Genomic DNA, 19037 nt, shown 5'->3' with positions numbered 1-19037 from the left:
ACTGGAGGCCGCGCGTGAGATCCGGCTGCGACACGGACGCAATGATCTAACTGTCCCAGAGGTGCCTGAGCCGCTTCCCCCTGTCGCGGAACCACCGCGGCCAGGCCGGCGGAGGCGCCTCAGCTTCACCGAAGCAGCCGAGCGCGCGGTCTCTGATCTGGAAGGAAACTGAACCAAATGGACAGCATCGTCTTCGGACTTTGCGCCCTGTTCGGCATAGCGGGCACCGCGCTCTCCGCCCGCGAGGCGTGGCGCCATCGGGATCAAGTCGAATACCGCATCGCTCGATTCACCCGGGCTACGGCCTTCGGCGTCTGCACGGTGGGCGTGATCCTGGCCGTGCCGCCAGTTGAGGATCTCGTCGAGTCCGTGACCGGCATGAACAACGCCGCGAAGATAGGCGCTCATATCTGCGCGGTGCTCTGGTGCGGCAGCCTTCAACTCATGCTCGTGGACTGGTCGTACAACCAGGAGGTACTGAAGGCCAGCCTCTACGCGCGTATCGCCTTCGCGGTGTGCGTCCTCGCAGCCATGCTGCCGCTGTTCGCCTACACCACCGAAGAGGGCATCGAGTTCACAACCGAATACGCCAGCATCCCTGGCGTCACCGTCTACTTGCTGGTCTACCTCGGCTACGTCGCGATCACTTGCGGCGAGATCGCGTTCCTGTGCTCCGGGATGGCGCTCGTCGCCCGGCGTGGCGGACACTCCTGGTCGGCTCGCGGTCTGGGCCTGTCTACGGTGTCGGCACTTCTCGGAGTCGGGTACGCCGCCAGCAAGGGCTCATACCTCGTGGCCAACTACCTCGGACACCCATGGGCGCTGGAGACGGAAGAGGTCATCTCCCCCCTCCTGGCCGGGCTCGCCGTGATCACGCTAATCACCGGACTGACTATGGCAATGATCGGCAGGCGGCTCGCCGCGCGCATCGTCTGATTCCGCTGAGAGGTCGGCCAGCTTGCGCCAGTGGAGGACGACGCGCCCTGGCTCCACCGTTCGGACACCGCGGGCGCTCGCTGGGAAGACCTCAACGCTCGACAGGAGCAGCGTGGTGATCGCCTTCTTCGATGCGGTCGGCGCAGAGTTCCACCACCTCACCAGATCCTTCGCCCTACCCAGTGAGAAGTTCGCCATCTGCTCCGCGTACCTCTTCCGCGATCGGGCGGACTTGAGGCTGTCGGCGATCTGCTTCTCGGCGGCCACGAGCGCGTCTTTGCTGATCTGACGCGTTCCGTACAGGGTCCCTACCTCGGTCCGTCGCGCTTCCAGGTCCTTGATCTCACGGTCAAGGTTTTCCACCAGCTGTCGCACAAAGGCCTGGGACTTGAGGATCTGGGCGCGGACACCGGGCTTGAGGAGCTCGGCCACGACGTACTCACCGACGTGACCCTCCAACAGCTCCGCATCGATACGGACTTCGCCGCACCCGCCTCGCCCGTCCTTGTCCTTCGGACGACAGCGATAACCAGGGGTCCCCGCGTTGGTCCGTGCGCCCTGAAGCGCATGGGTGCACTGGCCGCAGGTGCACCCGCCATCGGTCAGCAGGTAGTCGTACGGCTTATCGGCGTCGCCCGTCTTCCGATGCTGCTCACGCGCGAGCAGTGCCTCGAACTCCTCACGGGTGATGACGCCCGGGTGGCCGGCGTCGACGAGCTGGCCATCGTCGCCGTAGCGCAGCCCCGCAATCGCCGGGTTACGGAAGAGCCGTCCGACCGAGGCGTCCTTCCACTCCCCGCCGAGCGTCCCCCGGTAGCCCTGTCCGTTCGCCCAGACAGCGACGTCCGCATTGGACACAGACAAGTCGACCAGAGCCCGGCTGACCATCTGGCGCAGCGGGTCCACTTCGTCATCACGCAGCCGCTGACGCGACTGATCGTCGAAACCGTAGAGCCGTGGCATGCGGTGGTCCGTTCTCATCTCATACGCCCTGTAGCCGCCCGAATCCTAGGCCACAGCGCCCGTGCCGTGGCTATGACCAGAGGACCGGCTGATCAAGGGCTAGGCAGGTCACTACTCCGGGGGCGTCACCCCCAGAACGCGCCAGAGTGCAGCAGTGGGGACTCTCACCGTGCTACCCAGAGGGAGTGTCTGCACGGGGAAAGACCCCTTCTTGATCAAGCTGTAAGCCTTGTGCGTACCGATCCCGAGCGCCCGAGCAGCCGTCGTGACGTTCACGGTCGGCGGAAGCGCGAGCAGTTCTTCCCGGGTCATGGGTCTGGCCCCGGAGTCCGTAGGTACAGAAGCGTCCTTCGTTGTCATTCCCGTTGTCGCGATCTCCCCCGCGCCAACATGCCACAAGGATACTCCAACACTGGAGTGTTGGGGCAAGATAGGAGATGGGTCGACATAGACCGGCACAGAAGATCCACAAGCGGAGACGACAAGGAGCCATAGGTGTTCAACCCCAGCTACTACCGGCAATGCGCCTGCCGAGAGGATGTGATCGGCGATGATGGCAAACCGGTGTTCAACGACGACGGCAAACCGAAGCGGCGCCTGGTCGGCGCGGGCTGCCCCAAGCTCAAGCAGAAGAGCCACGGCCGCTGGTACTTCTACTTCGAACTCGAAGCGGGCGAGGGTGGCGAGCGACAGCGCGTGCGGCGAGGTGGCTTCGCCACGAAGGACGCGGCGCAGGCCAAGGCGGCCGAGGTCTACCGGGAATCCGTCGACGGCACAGATGTGCTCAGTAACGCCACCGTGAAGGAAGACCTGGATGCGTGGCTCAAGAGGAAGAGGAGCCTGGCGCGCACGACCTTCCACGGGTATGAGGAGCACGTCCGGCTCTACCTCGAACCTCACCTCGGGCACATCAAACGCCGGGACCTCAAGCTGCGGCACGTCGAGGCGATGTACGGCGCGATCGAGCGGGAGAACGCCGAGCGGCTGATCCACCACGGCCGGATAGTCGAGCTGCAGCAAGCTCGCGACGCCGCCTACACGGCGTGGGTCCGCGCTGCGGGGAACAAAGAGGAGCGTCGTGCCACGCGCCTCGCTTACCTCGATGCCAACGCCGCCCTCCGCGAAGGCCGCAAGGGCAAGCGGAAGATCACCAGCGCCTCCACGATGCACCGTATCAACGCCACCCTGAGCTCGTTCCTGGGCAGCGGCATCAAGCGCGGCGACTACACGAAGAACTGGGCCGCGATGGTCGAGCTGCCGCCGGTCAAGCGGCCCAAGGCACTGGTCTGGACGCCGGAACGGGTCGCAGAGTGGAAGCGCACGGGCGTGAAACCCAGTCCCGTCATGGTCTGGACCCCGGAGCAGACTGGCGAGTTCTTGGACTACATCGCCGACGACAGGCTGTACGGCATGTGGCACGGGTTCATCTTCCGAGGACCCCGACGCGGTGAGATGTGTGCGCTGCCGTGGAGCGAGGTCAGTCTGACCGGCTCGTGGTTCCGCATCTCCGCACAGGTCGTCGAGATCGCCTATCGGATGTACGACGAGGCCCCGAAACAGGACAGTGTGCGCACCGTCACGCTCGACACGCTGACACGCGCGCTGTGGGCCGAGTGGCGGGAGACCCAGAAACAGGAACGGCAGCAGTGGTCCGGGGAGAAGGCATGGGTTGAGAGCAACCGGGTCTGGACCCACGAGAACGGCGAGCCGCTCCACCCCGACTGGATCAGCCGGCGGTTCAACCGGCTGGTCGAACTGTCTGGGTTACCTCCGATCCGCCTGCACGACACTCGGCATCTGTCGGCAACGTTGGCGCTGCTCGGCAAGGCGGACATCAAGGTCGTCCAGGAGCGGCTGGGACACAGCTCCCGCCAGATCACCTCAGACACGTACACGAGCGTCCTGCCTCAGCTCCTGACCGCCGAGGCGGAGTCCACGAGCGCGGTCGTACCCCGCTCGAAGAAGGTCGGTCCCCGGCGAGAGAAGCCGAGGCGATCGAGGGCACAGGATGAGGCGCCCAAGACAGGCGGGGACACCGAGGGCGATAAGCCGGAGGAGGGGCTCCGTACCGCCGCGTGACCTGCGTCCCAACATTGTCCCAACATGCGTAATCCCATGATCGGGACGGGCCGCCAAGATCTCTCGACTGTCGCCCCCAACCAGCTAAGTTGCTGGTCAGAAGGTTTCTCCTCGCGTAGCGAGTGGTGGGGCGGGTGGGACTCGAACCCACGGCCGACGGATTATGAGTCCGCTGCTCTAACCGGCTGAGCTACCGCCCCATAGCGGCGTGTCGCGTACATGTGTGCGCGCCGTCTGCCGCAGCATAGCCGCTCATACGATCTCCTGCTTCGGATGGTCGGCTTCGCACGGCCCTCGTGACCATGAGGACCGCGTACAGCGCCGCCCGGTTCCCGGGAGATCGGAACGGACATGAAAAAGGACCCCTGCGGGGTCCTCGTTCATCCTGCTCCCCCGACTGGACTCGAACCAGTAACCTGCCGGTTAACAGCCGGCTGCTCTGCCAATTGAGCTACGGAGGACCGAGCTCCCCGGACTGGACTCGAACCAGTAACCTGCCGGTTAACAGCCGGCTGCTCTGCCAATTGAGCTACCGAGGAAGGTCTCGTTGCATCGAACGTACCTACCTGGGTATTCGCCAGGGGGCGCGCGCTCGCTGCGACACATACATTAGCGCAAGCAGGGGGGTGCTCCGCCAATCGGTACTCCCCGGCGCCGCCACCGCACCGGAGACCTACGCAAGAGAAGGGTGGCCGACATGCGTTACCGGCTCACGTTCGTCGCGGGAGTCGTCCTTGGTTACGTGCTGGGCACGAGGGCCGGACGCGAGCGCTACGAACAGCTGAAGAAGACGGCCCAGCAGTTCGCTCAGAACCCGGCCGTCCGCAACACCGCGGAGACCGCGGCGCACCAGGGCCGCGAGTTCGCGGGCAAGGCGTACCACGTGGTGAGCGACAAGGTCGGCGACCGCGTCCCCGACTCGGTGACCGAGCGGGTCCGCCACCTCCGCGACCGGGCCACCCACAACGGCGGTGAGGACGACTGGGGCACGAGCAACACGTAACAGTTCCTTTGCAGACACCGAGCACACGCGTGCCTTCCGAAGGGCGCGGGGAACTGCGCGACCAGCCACGACGCAGCCGCGCCCGAAACTCCACGCACAGCCCCCACGGTCTCCCCTGCTCAACCCCGGCGGAGCGTGCGGCAGAATTTTGGCCATGGGGATAGTCGCCGGGTTGGACAGTTCACCCGATTTCACTCGCATCGTCGTCTGTGACTCGGATACCGGAGCCGTGCTCAGGCAGGGATATGCGCCGCATCCGGTGGACGGCCCCGAGGGCGTCGGACGGCCGTCCGACGTCGACCCGCAGGCCTGGCTGCTGTCCCTGGGCGAGGCCGCGGGCGGCGGGCTGCTGGAAGGCGTGCAGGCGATCGGCGTCTCGGCGCAGCAGAACGCCGTCGTGCCGCTGGACGCGCAGGGCGGCACGGTGCGCCCGGCGATGGTCGGCGGCGACAAGCGGACGCAGGTCGCCGCTGCCGACCTGGTCGACGCGCTCGGCGGGCGCGAGGCGTGGGCGCAGGCGGTGGGCTGTGTGCCGCAGGCCGCGCAGCCGGTGACGAAGCTGCGGTGGCTGGCCCGGACCGAGCCCGAGAACGCGCAGCGCACGGCGATCCTCCTGCAGGCGCACGACTGGCTGGTGTGGCAGCTGCTGGGCCGGCCGGTCCGCAGAACCACCGACCGCGGCGGGGCGTCCGGCACCGGGTACTGGTCGGCGGCGACCGGTGCCTACCGGCCCGACCTCGTCGAGCTGGCCCTGGGGCACCAGGTGATGCTGCCGGAGGTGATCGGCCCGGCGGACGCGGCCGGTACGACGCCGGAGGGCCTGATGATCTCCGTCGGGACCGGCGAGACCATGGCGGCGGCCTTCGGGCTGGGCATCGGCCTCGGGGACGCGGTGGTGTCGCTGGGCGCCTCCGGGTCCGTGATGGCCGTGCATCCCGAGGCGCTGGTCGATCCGACGGGCATGATCACCGCGCTCGCCGACGCGACGGGCATGCACCTGCCCGTCGTCACCACGCTGAACGCCGTACGGACACTGCGCGGGGCCGCCGAGTTGCTGGGGCTGCCCGATCTGGAAAGCCTGTCCGACCTGGCGATGAAGTCGACGCCGGGGTCGCACGGGCTGGTGCTGCTTCCCTATCTGGAGGGTGAGCGGACGCCGAACCTGCCGCACACCGCCGGGACGCTGGCGGGGCTGCGGCGTGAGTCGATGAAGCCGGAGCATCTGGCGCGGGCGGCTTTCGAGGGCATGCTGTGCGGGCTCGCGGACGCGCTGGACGTGCTGCGCGGCCGGGGTGTGGAGGTGCGGCGGGTGTTCCTGCTCGGGCCGGCCGCCGAGCTGCCCGCTGTGCAGGCCGCCGCTCCGTCGCTGTTCGGGACGCAGGTCGTCGTCCCCCAGCCGGCCGACTACGCGGCGATCGGAGCCGCCCGGCAGGCGGCCTGGGCGCTCGGGGCGTCCCAGGGCACGCTCGACGCCCGGACCCCGCCGGCCTGGCAGGGCGCGGTCGCGCAGGTGCTGGAGCCCGGGGAGGAGCTGGCCGTGGGGCAGGCGGTGCGGCAGCAGTTCGTGGCGGTGCGGGAGCAGACCCATCCGGGGGCGTTGCGGCCGTAGCGGCTGGTCATGGAGATCCGGTGCGCCCCGGGGGGCTTTGACCGCCTGTTGGGTTAATTCGGTTGAGGTAACACCGGTGGAGTGTCCGACGATAGGGGCCAGGGGCAACCAACCGGCCCCGTCGTCCACTCCGAGAGAAGCAGCGTGCTCATACGACTCCTGCGGACCTATCTCAGGCCCTACAAGAGACCCATCGCCCTGCTGGTGCTGCTGCAGTTCCTGCAGACCTGCGCCACGCTCTACCTGCCCACGCTGAACGCGGACATCATCGACCAGGGTGTCGTGAACGGCGACACCGGCTACATCCTGGGCTACGGCGGTCTGATGATCGGCATCTCGCTGGTCCAGGTCGTGTGCAACATCGGGGCCGTGTACTACGGCGCCCGTACGGCGTCGGCGCTCGGGCGGGACGTGCGGGCGTCCGTGTTCGACCGGGTGCAGTCGTTCTCCGCGCGTGAGGTGGGTCACTTCGGTGCGCCGTCGCTGATCACCCGGACGACGAACGACGTCCAGCAGGTGCAGATGCTGGCGCTGATGACGTTCACGCTGATGGTGTCGGCGCCGATCATGTGCGTGGGCGGCATCGTGCTGGCGCTCGGTCTGGACGTGCCGCTGTCCGGGGTGCTGGTGGCGGTCGTGCCGGTGCTGGGCGTCTGCGTGACGCTGATCGTGCGGCGGCTGCGGCCGCTGTTCCGGGCCATGCAGGAGCGGCTGGACACGGTGAACCGGGTGCTGCGTGAGCAGATCACCGGCAACCGGGTCATCCGGGCCTTCGTCCGGGACGAGTACGAGCAGCAGCGCTTCCGGAAGGCCAACACCGACCTCACGGACTTCGCGCTGGGCACCGGCAACCTGCTCGCGCTGATGTTCCCGATCGTGATGACGGTGGTGAACCTGTCGTCGATCGCGGTGGTGTGGTTCGGTGCGCACCGGATCGACAGCGGCGGGATGCAGATCGGCGATCTGACGGCGTTCCTCGCCTATCTGATGCAGATCGTCATGTCCGTGATGATGGCCACCTTCATGTTCATGATGGTGCCGCGGGCCGAGGTGTGCGCGGAGCGGATCCAGGAGGTGCTGGACACCGAGTCGAGCGTCGTGCCGCCGGCCGCGCCGGTGCGGGAGTTGCGCCGGCACGGGCATCTGGAGATCCGCGGGGCGGGCTTCCGCTACCCGGGTGCCGAGGAGCCGGTGCTGCGGGCCGTGGACCTGGTGGCCCGGCCGGGTGAGACGACCGCCGTCATCGGGTCGACCGGCAGCGGCAAGTCCACGCTGCTGGGGCTGGTCCCGCGGCTGTTCGACGCGACCGAGGGGCAGGTGCTCGTGGACGGTGTCGAGGTGGCGGACATCGATCCCGTGCTGCTGGCGAAGACCGTCGGGCTGGTGCCGCAGAAGCCGTATCTGTTCGCGGGCACGGTGGCGACCAACCTGCGGTACGGCAATCCGGACGCCACCGACGAGGAGCTGTGGCACGCGCTGGAGGTGGCGCAGGGCAAGGACTTCGTCGAGCGGCTGGAGGGCGGGCTCGACGCGCCGATCGCACAGGGCGGGACGAACGTCTCCGGCGGTCAGCGGCAGCGCCTGGCGATCGCCCGGACGCTGGTGCAGCGGCCCGAGATCTACCTCTTCGACGACTCCTTCTCCGCGCTCGACTACGCCACGGACGCGGCGCTGCGGGCCGCGCTGGCCGAGGAGACCGCGGAGGCGACCGTGGTGATCGTCGCCCAGCGGGTGGCGACCATCCGGGACGCCGACCGGATCGTCGTCCTCGACGAGGGCCGGGTCGTCGGCGCGGGCCGGCACCACGAGCTGATGGCGGACAACGAGACCTACCGGGAGATCGTGCTCTCCCAGCTCACGGAAGCGGAGGCTGCCTGATGGCGGGGCCCATGGGGCGGATGATGGCCGGGGGCGGCCCCGACCAGCGCTCGCTGGACTTCAGGGGATCGGGCAAACGGCTCGTCGCGCAGTTCCGGCCCGAGCGGCTGACCATCGGTGTGCTGCTGCTGTGCGTGGTGCTGAGCGTCGGCCTGAACGTCGTCGGGCCGAAGATCCTCGGCAAGGCGACCGACCTGGTCTTCGCCGGGATCGTCGGGCGCGGCATGCCGGAGGGGGCGAGCAAGGAGCAGGTCCTGGAGCGGATGCGGCAGCGCGGGGACGGTGACGTCGCCGACATGCTGCGCAGCACCGACTTCATCCCGGGCGAGGGCATCGACTTCACGGCCGTCGGGCATGTGCTGCTGCTCGCGGTGGGCGTGTTCACGGTGGCCGGTCTGCTGATGGCGGTGGCGACGCGGCTGGTGAACCGGGCCGTGAACCGCACCATGTTCCGGATGCGCGAGGACGTGCAGACGAAGCTTTCGCGGCTGCCGCTGTCGTACTTCGACAAGCGCCAGCGCGGTGAGGTGCTGTCGCGGGCGACGAACGACATCGACAACATCGGGCAGACGCTGCAGCAGTCGATGGGGCAGCTCATCAACTCGGTGCTGACCATCATCGGTGTCCTGGCGATGATGTTCTACGTGTCCTGGATCCTGGCGCTGGTCGCGCTGGTGACCGTGCCGCTGTCGTTCGTCGTGGCCACGCGCGTGGGCAAGCGGTCGCAGCCGCACTTCGTGCAGCAGTGGCGCTCCACGGGCAAGCTGAACGCGCACATCGAGGAGATGTACACCGGGCACACCCTGGTGAAGGTGTTCGGGCGGCAGGAGGAGTCGGCGCGGCAGTTCGCCGAGCAGAACGAGGCGCTGTACGAGGCCGGGTTCCGGGCGCAGTTCAACAGCGGGGTCATGCAGCCGCTGATGATGTTCGTGTCGAACCTCAACTATGTGCTGGTCGCGGTGGTGGGCGGGCTGCGGGTCGCCTCGGGCTCGCTGTCGATCGGTGATGTGCAGGCCTTCATCCAGTACTCGCGGCAGTTCTCCATGCCGCTGACGCAGGTCGCGTCCATGGCGAACCTGGTGCAGTCGGGTGTCGCCTCGGCGGAGCGGGTCTTCGAGCTGCTGGACGCGCAGGAGCAGAGCGCCGATCCGGTGCCGGGTGCGCGGCCCGAGGAGCTGCGCGGGCGGGTGGCGCTGGAGAACGTGTCGTTCCGCTACGACCCGGACAAGCCGCTGATCGAGGACCTGTCGCTGAAGGTCGAGCCGGGGCAGACGGTCGCCATCGTCGGCCCGACGGGTGCGGGCAAGACGACGCTGGTGAACCTGCTGATGCGGTTCTACGACGTCACCGGCGGGCGCATCACCCTGGACGGGGTCGACATCGCGCGGATGTCCCGGGACGAACTGCGCGCCGGGATCGGCATGGTGCTGCAGGACACCTGGCTGTTCGGCGGGACGATCGCGGAGAACATCGCGTACGGGGCCGCCCGCGAGGTCACCCGCGGGGAGATCGAGGAGGCGGCCCGGGCGGCGCACGCGGACCGGTTCATCCGTACGCTGCCGGACGGGTACGACACGGTGATCGACGACGAGGGGACGGGGGTCAGCGCGGGTGAGAAGCAGCTGATCACGATCGCTCGGGCGTTCCTGTCGGATCCGGTGATCCTGGTGCTGGACGAGGCGACGAGTTCGGTCGACACGCGGACCGAGGTGCTGATCCAGAAGGCCATGGCGAAGCTCGCGCACGGGCGGACGTCGTTCGTGATCGCGCACCGGCTGTCGACGATCCGGGACGCGGACGCGATTCTGGTGATGGAGAACGGGGCGATTGTCGAGCAGGGCACCCACGGGGAGCTGCTGGCGGCGGACGGGGCGTATGCGCGGCTGTACAAGGCGCAGTTCGCGCAGGCGGTGGCCGAAGTGGACTGAGTTGCGTCGGGGGGTGCCGAGTGGGGTCGTGGGGCGGCTGCGGGTCCGGTGGGGGCGGATCACGCAGTTCCCCGCGCCCCTGAAGGGGCGTCAGCCGCACGCACCCCAGGGGCGCGGGGAACTGCGCGACCAGCCTCCACCGGGCCCGCGGACAGCGTCAGTCCAGGTAGCCCCTCAGCTGGTCCGCGAAGGTGTGGTCCCTCAGCTTGTTGAGGGTCTTCGACTCGATCTGCCGTATCCGTTCCCGCGTCACCCCGAAGATGCGGCCTATCTCCTCCAGGGTGCGGGGGCGGCCGTCCGCCAGCCCGTAGCGGAGTTGGACCACCTTCCGCTCCCGCTCCCCCAGGGTCGACAGGACCGCCTCCAGGTGCTCCCTGAGCAGCAGGAACGCCGCCGACTCCACCGGGGAGGCCGCGTCGCCGTCCTCGATGAGGTCACCGAGGGCGACTTCGTCCTCCTCCCCCACCGGCGCGTGCAGCGACACCGGCTCCTGGGCGAGGCGGAGCACCTCGCAGACCCGCTCCGGGGGGAGGTCCAGGTGCGCGGCGACCTCCTCGGGGGTCGGCTCGCAGCCCCGCTCCTGCAGCATGCGGCGCTGGACGCGGATGACCCGGTTGATGAGCTCCACGACGTGCACGGGCACCCGGATGGTGCGGGCCTGGTCGGCCAGGGCGCGGGACATGGCCTGGCGGATCCACCAGGTGGCATAGGTGGAGAACTTGTAGCCGCGGGCGTAGTCGAACTTCTCGACGGCCCGGATGAGTCCGAGGTTGCCCTCCTGGACGAGGTCGAGCATGGTCAGCCCACGCCCCACGTAGCGCTTGGCGACGGAGACCACGAGCCGCAGGTTGGCCTCGATGAGCCGGCGCTTGGCCACCCTGCCCATCACGACGAGCCGGTCGAGGTCCAGCGCCAGCTGGCTGTCCAGGTCGGGGGTGAGCCGCAGTTTCTCCTCGGCGAACAGGCCGGCCTCCACGCGGCGGGCGAGTTCGACCTCCTCGGCGGCGGTCAGCAGGGGGATCCGGCCGATCTCCCGCAGATACTGGCGGAACAGGTCCGAGGAGGGGCCGCCGGTCTCGGTCCGGGCGGGGGGCGGTACGACGGCTTCGGGGGCCTCGGCCGCGGCGACGGCCTCGGCGGGCGGCTCCTCCGGTTCCGGCTCCGGCTCCGGGTGGAGCGCCACGCGGCTCTGCGCGGGGACTGCGGGGAGGACGTCGGCCTCCGGCACGGGGCCGTCCGCGCCGACCGCAGCACTGACGTCGGTCTGGGTGAGGGTCTGGGTCTGCACGGGGGCGACCTCCAGGATGATCGCTGCCAGGGCGGGCGACAGCGGTACTTCGGGGGCGGAGTAGGCGGCCTCGCCGCTGTCCGTCCCGTACGCGATGAGCGGAACCGCGGGGGTGTGGAACCCGTCGGTGACGGATCGGCCGCGCTCCGAGGACTCAGGCACCGCAACCCAGTGTGGGGTAAGACACACAGTCCCCACGAGGGGCGTGCGATGACTTTTTGCGCTCGGTCCGTGACCGGGCGGTGACCTCAGAGCGCGGCGGCGCCGTGGACGCGGAGGGTCTGGTCGTACTGCTGGAGGACCCAGAGTTCGTTCTGCACGGCGGCCAGCTGGGCGGGGTCGCCGTGGGCGCCGAGGCGGGTGAGCTGGCTCTGGATGTCGCGGATGCGGCGTTCCACGGCGCGGCGGCGGACGGTGACCAACTGGGCGCCCGCGTAGGCCTCGTCGACCGCCCGGCGGAGCAGGATCGCCTCCACCGCGAGTTCCGTCACCATGGCGCGGACCATGTCGTCCGGGGCGGCCTCGCGGACCCTGACCAGGTAGTCCTGGGGGTCCTGGACGCCCAGCTCGGCGCCGCCGGCGTCCAGGATGGCCTGGCGTACGGCGGCGTAGGGCGGGGCGGTGAACTCGTCGACGCCGTACGCGTCGAAGGCCGGGGAGACCAGCTCGGGGCGCTGGAGGGCCAGTTTGAGCAGTTCGCGTTCGGTGGCGTAGACGGGGTTGCGGAGGTTGAGGGCCGGGCCGCGGGGGGCGGCGGACGGCTGGGCGGCGGCGTACTGCTGTGACGCGTGCTGGTGCCGGTCCGGGGCCGGGCCCTTGCCACCGCGGTCGCGGGCCCAGCGGGCCAGCTGGGCCACGCGCTTGACGACGAACTGGGTGTCGAGGATGCCGAGCATGCCGGCGAGCTCGACGGCGACCTCGTGCTGGGCGCCGCTGTTCTTGATGCGGGCGACGATCGGGGCCGCCTCGTCCAGGGCCGCGGCACGGCCCGCCGGGGTGTCGAGGTCGTAGCGGCTCACGATCTGGCGCAGGGCGAACTCGAAGAGCGGGGTGCGGGGTTCGACCAGGTCGGCGACGGCCTCGTCGCCCTTGGCGAGGCGCAGGTCGCAGGGGTCCATGCCGTCCGGGGCGATGGCGATGTACGTCTCGGCGGCGAACTTCTGGTCGTCCTCGAACGCGCGCAGGGCCGCCTTCTGGCCGGCCGCGTCACCGTCGAAGGTGAAGATGACCCGGGCCGAGCCGTTGTCCATGAGCAGCCGGCGCAGGATCTTGATGTGCTCGCCGCCGAAGGCCGTGCCGCAGGTGGCGATGGCGGTCGTGACGCCGGCCAGGTGGCAGGCCATCACGTCCGTGTAGCCCTCGACCACGACCGCGCGGGACGTCTTCGCGATCTCCTTCTTGGCGAGGTCGATGCCGTAGAGGACCTGGGACTTCTTGTAGATCGCCGTATCGGGCGTGTTGAGGTACTTGGGGCCGTTGTCCGCCTCGTAGAGCTTGCGGGCGCCGAAGCCGACGACGTCGCCGCCGATGTCGCGGATGGGCCACATCAGCCGGCCGCGGAAGCGGTCGATGGGGCCGCGGCGGCCCTCCTGGGAGAGGCCGGAGAGGAGCAGTTCCTTGTCGGTGAAGCCCTTGCCGCGCAGATAGCGGGTGAGGTGGTCCCAGCCCTGGGGGCTGTAGCCGACGCCGAAGTGGACGGCGGCGGCCTGGTCGAAGCCGCGCTCGGCGAGGAAGACCCGGCCGGTGTCGGCCTCGGGGGAGGTCGCGAGCTGTTCCGCGTACCACTCGGCGGCGATCTTGTGGGCCTCGACCAGGCGGATCCGTTCGCCGCGCTGGTGGGAGGGGTTGTACCCGCCCTCCTCGTAGCGCAGGGTGATGCCCGCCTGGCCGGCCAGGCGCTCGACCGCCTCGGAGAAGGAGAGGTGGTCGATCTTCATCACGAACGTGATGGTGTCGCCGCCCTCCTGGCAGCCGAAGCAGTGGAACAGGCCCTTGCTGGGGCTGACCTGGAAGGAGGGCGACTTCTCGTCGTGGAACGGGCAGAGACCCTTGAGGTTCCCGCCGCCCGCGTTTCGCAGCTGGAGGTACTCGGACACCACGGCGTCGATCGGGACCGCGTCCCGTACCGCCTTCACGTCCTCGTCGTTGATCCGTCCTGCCACGCGTGAATTCTATGCGGGCGGGCCGACACTCACGGTCCGAGGTCTTCGAGCGGAATGTGCGGATCCGCGAGGTTCTCCGTGTTCACCCGGGCCTTGCTGCGGACCAGGCGCTGGATCTTGTCCGTGACATCCCACACGTTCACGTTCATCCCGGCCAGCACCCGGCCGTCCTTCAGCCAGAAGGCGATGAACTCGCGTTTCCCGGCGTCCCCGCGGATCACGACCTGGTCGTACGTCCCCGGCGGCGCCCAGCCGGAGTACTCCATGCCCAGGTCGTACTGGTCGGAGAAGAAGTAGGGCACACGGTCGTACGTCACGTCCTGGCCCAGCATGGCGCGCGCGGCCGCCGGGCCGCCGTTGAGAGCGTTGGCCCAGTGCTCGACGCGCACCCGCGTGCCGAACAGGGCGTGCGGGAAGGAGACGACGTCGCCCGCGGCGTAGATGTCCGGGTCGGAGGTGCGCAGCCGCTCGTCGACGACGATGCCGCCCCCGTGCGCCCGGTCCGCGATCTCCAGGCCGGCCGCCTCCGCGAGGTGGGTGCGCGGTGCCGCTCCGATCGCGGCCAGCACGTCGTGCGCCGGGTACTCCTCGCCGTCGTCGGTGCGGGCCGCGAGGACCATGCCGTCCTGGCCGACGATCTCCGTCAGCCGCCTGCCGAAGTGGAAGCGCACCCCGTGCTCACGGTGCAGTTCGGCGAAGAGCGCGCCGAGCTCCGGGCCCAGCACGCCGTGCAGCGGGGTCGGCCCGTGTCCGACGACCGTGACCTCCGCGCCGTACTCGCGGGCCGCCGCCGCGACCTCCAGGCCGATCCAGCCGGCGCCCGCGATCACCAGGTGGCCGTTGTCGCGCCCGAGGCGGGTCAGGACCTGCTTGAGGCGCTCGGCGTGGGCGAGGCGGCGCAGGTGGTGGACGCCGGCCAGGTCCGTGCCCGGGATGTCCAGGCGGCGGGGCTCGGCGCCGGTCGCCAGGAGCAGCTTGTCGTAGCGGACGACCGTGCCGTCCTCGCCGAAGTGGACCGTCTTCGCCGTGCGGTCGATGGCGTCGACGGTCTGGCCGAGGTGGAGCTCGATGTCGTTGGCCGCGTACCAGGCCGGCTCCTGCACGAAGACGCTGTCGCGCTCCTCCTTGCCGAGGAGGTAGCCCTTGGACAGCGGCGGGCGCTCGTACGGGTGGTCACGCTCGTCGCAGATCAGTATCACGCGGCCGGTGAAGCCCTCCGCGCGGAGCGTCTCGGCCGCCTTGGCGCCGGCCAGCCCGCCTCCGACGATGACGAATGTCTGATCCGCGTCGACCACTTGTTGCCTCCTCGTAAGGGTGTCGCCACTTGCGAGCGTCCCGCACGGAGCGTGATGCGGGAAGGGGGAGTGACCCGATCAGGCCACGGGGTGTCACATTCGGGGTCACATGCGCGCGTACCGGGTCCTCCCTCTCCCTCCGGTCTCACGCGTGCCCGGTCAGACGGGCGTGCAGCGAGCGGGCCGAGGTGTCGGTGAGGGAGGCGATCTGGTCGACGATCACCCGTTTGCGCGCCCGGTCGTCCGGCGCCCGGTCGAACAGGGCGCGGAACTGCGGATCCAGTCCGTCCGGGGCGCGGGCGGTGAGCGCCTCGGCCAGTTCGGCGACGACGACGCGCTGGTCGGCGCGCAGGCGTTCCTGCTCGGCGCGCTGCATGACGTAGCGGTCGGCGACGGCCTTGAGGACGGCGCACTCCATCCGGGTTCCGCGCGGGACGACCAACTCGGCGGCGTACCGGGTGAGCCGCCCGGCCCCTCCCCCAGTGCCTGCACGGCCTGGGTGGTACCCCCATGCGGTGCGGGTCGCGGTCTCGGCCGCCAGGCAGAAGCGGCCGATGAGCTGGCTGGTGGCGTCCTTCAGCCGGGCCTGGGCGACCGCCGTGCCGTCGTAGCCGTGCGGCCACCACTCCTGGGCGAGGAGCCGGTCGAGGGCTTCGGCGAGTTCGGCGGGGTCGGTGCCGGCGGGGACGTAGCGGCCGAGGGCGACCTGGAAGACGTCCCGCCGTTCGGGTTCGGCGTGCAGGCAGCGCGGGTCGATGTGGCCGGCGTGCAGGCCGTCCTCCACGTCGTGCACCGAGTAGGCGACGTCGTCGGACCAGTCCATGACCTGGGCCTCGAAGCAGGTGCGGGTGCCGGGGGCGTCCTTGCGGACCCAGTCGAAGACGGGCCGGTCGTCCTCGTAGACGCCGAACTTGTTCGACGCCGGGTCGGTGGGGTGGGCGCCCCGGGGCCACGGGTACTTGGTGGCGGCGTCCAGGACGGCGCGGGTGAGGTTGAGGCCGACGGAACCCTCGGGGGTGAACCGTTTGGGCTCGATGCGGGTGAGGAGCCTGAGGGACTGGGCGTTGCCCTCGAAGCCGCCGCAGTCCGCCGCGAACTCGTTGAGGGCCTGTTCGCCGTTGTGGCCGAAGGGCGGGTGGCCGAGGTCGTGGGAGAGGCAGGCGGCTTCCACGAGGTCCGGGTCGCAGCCGAGGGCCGCGCCCAGTTCGCGGCCGACCTGGGCGCATTCGAGGGAGTGGGTGAGGCGGGTGCGGGGGCTGGCGTCCCAGGCGGGGCCCATGGTGCCGGGCGTCACCACTTGGGTCTTGCCGGCGAGTCTCCTCAGGGCGGCGCTGTGCAGGACCCGGGCCCGGTCGCGTTGGAAGGCCGTGCGGCCGGGGCGTTTGTCGGGTTCCGGGGCCCAGCGGGCCACTGACGTGGGGTCGTAGGCCGGGGGGTTGTCTGTGGTGCCTGACATGTGTCGAACAGTAGGCGCCTGTGCGTGTGCCGGGTTCTCTTTTCGGGCGTGTGCGGGTGGTCTGTGGCTGGTCCCGCAGTTCCCCGCGCCCCTGGGGGCGTGCCCGGCCGCCGCTCTTCAGGCCGAGGCCAGCTCCTGTACGGCAGCCGTTGTCGTCAGTGCCTCGTCGTAGCGGTGGAGGAGGAGGTGGGCCATCGACGGGTGGGTGCCGAGGGGGGCCGCGGCGATCCAGGGGGCCGCCTGGGCGCACTCCGTGGCGAAGCGGCCGGGGGCGGTGAAGTAGGAGGCGAGGGCTATGTGGCGGCGGCCCCTGGCCAGGAGGGTGCGGACGGCCTCCGGGACGGTGGGGGTGGCGGCAGAGGCGTAGGCGGGCAGGACGGGGACGCCCAGGCGGGCGGCGAGGAGGTGGGCCGTGCGGGCGGTGTCCGTCTTGGCGTCGGGGTCGCGGGAGCCTGCCGCGGCGAGGACGACCGCGCTGTCGCGGCGGGGTGTGCCGCCCCAGCCTGCCTCCGTGAGGCGGGCCTGGAGGGCGTCCACCAGGAGCGGGTGCGGGCCCAGGGGGGCCGCCAGGTGCGTGCGGGCCGGGGAGGCCGCCGCCATCTCGGGGATGTCCTGCTTGACGTGGTAGCCACGGCTGAGGAGGAGCGGGACGAGGACCGCCTCGGTGTCTCCCAGGGCGGCCAGCGTGTCGGGAAGCAGGGGGGCGTTCAGTTCGATGTGACCGAGGTGCACCGGCACGTCGGGGCGCAGGGCGCGGACCCGGTCGAGGAGCGCGCGGACCGTGCTCAGCGCGCGTGGGTCGCGGCTGCCGTGCGCCACGACGACGAGGGCGGGCCGGGCCGGGCGGCGCGTGGCGGGCGGCGGGACGAGGCTGAGCTTGCTGGTCATGCACCGATGGTCGCGGCGCCACGTTGCCTTCCCGTTGCATGGGCGTCACGGGTGTTTTCCGGCGGTTCACGATCCGGGACAGAGGGTGTGTGAGCCCCTTCGACCTGCGGTTTCCGTGGCGGGAATGAACCGGGGGGCCCGGATGGACGTCCCTGACTGTCGAGGGGCCGACCTGGGGAGGGACCGTTCGATGCGGCGTTTGACGTTGCGCAGACCCCGGCTGCCGCGCACCCGTCGCGGCCGGCGGCGGCTGGTGCAGGCCGTGATGGCCGGGTGCGCGCTGGCGCTGCTTCCGGCGACCTGGATGTACGCGGTGGCGGGTGACCGGCTGCGGACGGCGGCGGACGTGCCGCGTACCGATGTGGCCGTGGTGTTCGGTGCCGGACTGTGGGACGGGGAGCCGTCGCCGTATCTCGCGCACCGGCTGGACGCGGCGGCCGGGCTGTACCGGGCGGGGCGGATCGAGGTGGTGCTCGTGACCGGGGACAACAGCCGCGCGGACTACGACGAGCCGGACGCGATGCGCGCGTACCTGACGCGGCACGGGGTGCCCGACGCTCGGATCGTCAGCGACTACGCCGGGTTCGACACCTGGGACTCCTGCGTGCGCGCGAAGAAGATCTTCGGGGTGGACGAGGCGGTGCTGATCAGCCAGGGGTTCCACATCCGGCGGGCGGTGGCGCTGTGCGAGGCCGCCGGGGTGGAGTCGTACGGCGTGGGTGTGGACGCCGTGCACGACGCGACCTGGTACTACGGGGGTGCCCGGGAGATCCTCGCCGCCGGGAAGGCGGCGATGGACGCCGTGTTCCGTCCCGATCCCCGGTTCCTCGGGCCGCGGGAGCCGGGCGTGGAGCGGGCGTTGGCCGGGGCCGTGCCCTGACCGGGCCTCCGCGCCGAAGTAGCGGTACGCGTCGTGGGAGAGGCGCACCATGTCGGGCTTGCCGTGCCGGGAGGTGTCCCAGATCAGGGCGTGCGGCTGGACGGCGAGGATCTCGTCGGCGAGTGCGTCTCCATAGGTGGCCCGGGGGTCGCGGGTCGCCCAGACCAGGCGGGAGGGAACCTCGGCGGCGAGCAAGTGGGGCAGGCAGGGGCCGATGCCGCTGCCGGTCGCCACGTAGACCACCTTGGCGAAGAGGACCTCGATGTTGGCGACGCCGGCCGTGGTGATGCCCTTCACCCACACCCGTTCGGGCAGGTCGTCGATGAAGGAGCCGGTCCAGTCGCCGGCCCGGGAGATGGTGAGGCGGAAGCCGGACTCGCCGGGGGCGGGGACGTTGGCGAACGAGTGCCACTGGCTCAGCGGACTGCGGCTGATCGCGGTGGAGGAGCCCGCGAACGGGGTCTCGCCGTGGTCGAAGCGGGCCAGCACCACGTGTGCGGAGGGGCGTTCGAGGCGTACGTCCACCTTGCGCAGCCGCAGCCAGGGCAGGGCGACGCTGAAGGTGACCACCGCGAGGACGCCGACCTCGACGGGGCCCGGTGACGACAGCAGCGTGTGCGTCCGGAACAGGGCCAGGGCGGTCCAGCCGCCGAAGCGGTGGATCTTCTAACA

Annotated in this window: 13 protein-coding genes, 3 tRNA genes and 1 pseudogene; 7 read left to right on the top strand and 10 right to left on the bottom strand. The window is 70.2% G+C overall.

Annotated features, from left to right (window positions below; all coding sequences use genetic code 11):
- Positions 1 to 177: 177 nt before the first annotated feature.
- Positions 178 to 936: a hypothetical protein gene (locus IE212_RS08675; protein WP_190197138.1), complete on the top strand. Its 759-nt coding sequence runs from the start codon at positions 178 to 180 to the stop codon at positions 934 to 936.
- On the opposite strand, the gene IE212_RS08670 is transcribed toward IE212_RS08675, so the two are convergent.
- The gene (locus IE212_RS08670) at positions 877 to 1899 is read right to left on the bottom strand and encodes a recombinase family protein (RefSeq protein WP_190197137.1); all 1023 of its coding nucleotides are present in this window, start codon (positions 1897 to 1899) and stop codon (positions 877 to 879) included. The two genes, IE212_RS08675 and IE212_RS08670, sit on opposite strands and share 60 nt — an antisense overlap.
- A 495-nt stretch (positions 1900 to 2394) precedes the next feature.
- Between IE212_RS08670 and IE212_RS08665 the strand changes: the two genes are divergently transcribed.
- The gene (locus IE212_RS08665; protein ID WP_190197136.1) at positions 2395 to 3978 is read left to right on the top strand and encodes a site-specific integrase; all 1584 of its coding nucleotides are present in this window, start codon (positions 2395 to 2397) and stop codon (positions 3976 to 3978) included.
- 123 nt (positions 3979 to 4101) lie between these two features.
- On the opposite strand, the gene IE212_RS08660 is transcribed toward IE212_RS08665, so the two are convergent.
- The 3 genes from IE212_RS08660 to IE212_RS08650 form a co-directional block, all read right to left on the bottom strand.
- A tRNA-Ile gene (locus tag IE212_RS08660) sits at positions 4102 to 4178 on the bottom strand.
- 188 nt (positions 4179 to 4366) lie between these two features.
- Positions 4367 to 4439: transfer RNA gene (locus tag IE212_RS08655), tRNA-Asn, on the bottom strand.
- 5 nt (positions 4440 to 4444) lie between these two features.
- Positions 4445 to 4517: transfer RNA gene (locus IE212_RS08650), tRNA-Asn, on the bottom strand.
- Positions 4518 to 4675: 158 nt separating this feature from the next.
- Between IE212_RS08650 and IE212_RS08645 the strand changes: the two genes are divergently transcribed.
- From IE212_RS08645 to IE212_RS08630, 4 genes are all read left to right on the top strand, one after another.
- Complete coding sequence (locus tag IE212_RS08645; RefSeq protein ID WP_190197135.1) at positions 4676 to 4981, top strand: YtxH domain-containing protein; 306 nt, start codon at positions 4676 to 4678, stop codon at positions 4979 to 4981.
- Positions 4982 to 5135: 154 nt separating this feature from the next.
- Positions 5136 to 6590, top strand: a complete 1455-nt coding sequence (locus IE212_RS08640) for an FGGY family carbohydrate kinase (protein ID WP_190197134.1) — start codon at positions 5136 to 5138, stop codon at positions 6588 to 6590.
- 144 nt (positions 6591 to 6734) lie between these two features.
- On the top strand, positions 6735 to 8468 hold the full coding sequence (locus tag IE212_RS08635; protein WP_190197133.1) for an ABC transporter ATP-binding protein: 1734 nt from the start codon (positions 6735 to 6737) through the stop codon (positions 8466 to 8468).
- Positions 8468 to 10396 carry an ABC transporter ATP-binding protein gene (locus tag IE212_RS08630; RefSeq protein WP_190197132.1) on the top strand — a complete coding sequence of 643 codons (1929 nt, stop codon included), beginning with the start codon at positions 8468 to 8470 and terminating at the stop codon, positions 10394 to 10396. The genes IE212_RS08635 and IE212_RS08630 overlap by 1 nt, the downstream gene beginning before the upstream one ends.
- Before the next feature lie 157 nt (positions 10397 to 10553).
- On the opposite strand, the gene IE212_RS08625 is transcribed toward IE212_RS08630, so the two are convergent.
- The 5 genes from IE212_RS08625 to IE212_RS08605 form a co-directional block, all read right to left on the bottom strand.
- Complete coding sequence (locus tag IE212_RS08625; protein ID WP_190197131.1) at positions 10554 to 11846, bottom strand: RNA polymerase sigma factor; 1293 nt, start codon at positions 11844 to 11846, stop codon at positions 10554 to 10556.
- 86 nt (positions 11847 to 11932) lie between these two features.
- On the bottom strand, positions 11933 to 13846 hold the full coding sequence (dnaG, locus tag IE212_RS08620) for a DNA primase (RefSeq protein WP_190197130.1): 1914 nt from the start codon (positions 13844 to 13846) through the stop codon (positions 11933 to 11935).
- Between the two features lie 29 nt (positions 13847 to 13875).
- Positions 13876 to 15141 carry an NAD(P)/FAD-dependent oxidoreductase gene (locus tag IE212_RS08615; RefSeq protein WP_190197129.1) on the bottom strand — a complete coding sequence of 422 codons (1266 nt, stop codon included), beginning with the start codon at positions 15139 to 15141 and terminating at the stop codon, positions 13876 to 13878.
- A gap of 145 nt (positions 15142 to 15286) precedes the next feature.
- Positions 15287 to 16597, bottom strand: a complete 1311-nt coding sequence (locus IE212_RS08610) for a deoxyguanosinetriphosphate triphosphohydrolase (protein WP_190197128.1) — start codon at positions 16595 to 16597, stop codon at positions 15287 to 15289.
- A 117-nt stretch (positions 16598 to 16714) separates the two neighbouring features.
- Positions 16715 to 17485: a sirohydrochlorin chelatase gene (locus IE212_RS08605; RefSeq protein WP_190197127.1), complete on the bottom strand. Its 771-nt coding sequence runs from the start codon at positions 17483 to 17485 to the stop codon at positions 16715 to 16717.
- 190 nt (positions 17486 to 17675) lie between these two features.
- Here IE212_RS08605 and IE212_RS08600 point away from each other — a divergent pair, with 190 nt between their 5' ends.
- A complete protein-coding gene (locus IE212_RS08600) occupies positions 17676 to 18365 on the top strand; it encodes a SanA/YdcF family protein (protein ID WP_190197126.1) in 690 nt (229 codons plus the stop codon).
- A gap of 3 nt (positions 18366 to 18368) precedes the next feature.
- Here IE212_RS08600 and IE212_RS34835 read toward each other — a convergent pair.
- Positions 18369 to 19031: pseudogene (locus IE212_RS34835) on the bottom strand (FNR domain-containing protein); the annotation flags it as partial.
- Positions 19032 to 19037 lie beyond the last annotated feature (6 nt).

It is taken from the genome of Streptomyces djakartensis (assembly GCF_014651075.1).
Lineage (GTDB): Bacteria > Actinomycetota > Actinomycetes > Streptomycetales > Streptomycetaceae > Streptomyces > Streptomyces djakartensis.
Note: the sequence above shows the minus strand (reverse complement) of the source record. Positions and strands in the feature narration are given on the sequence as shown.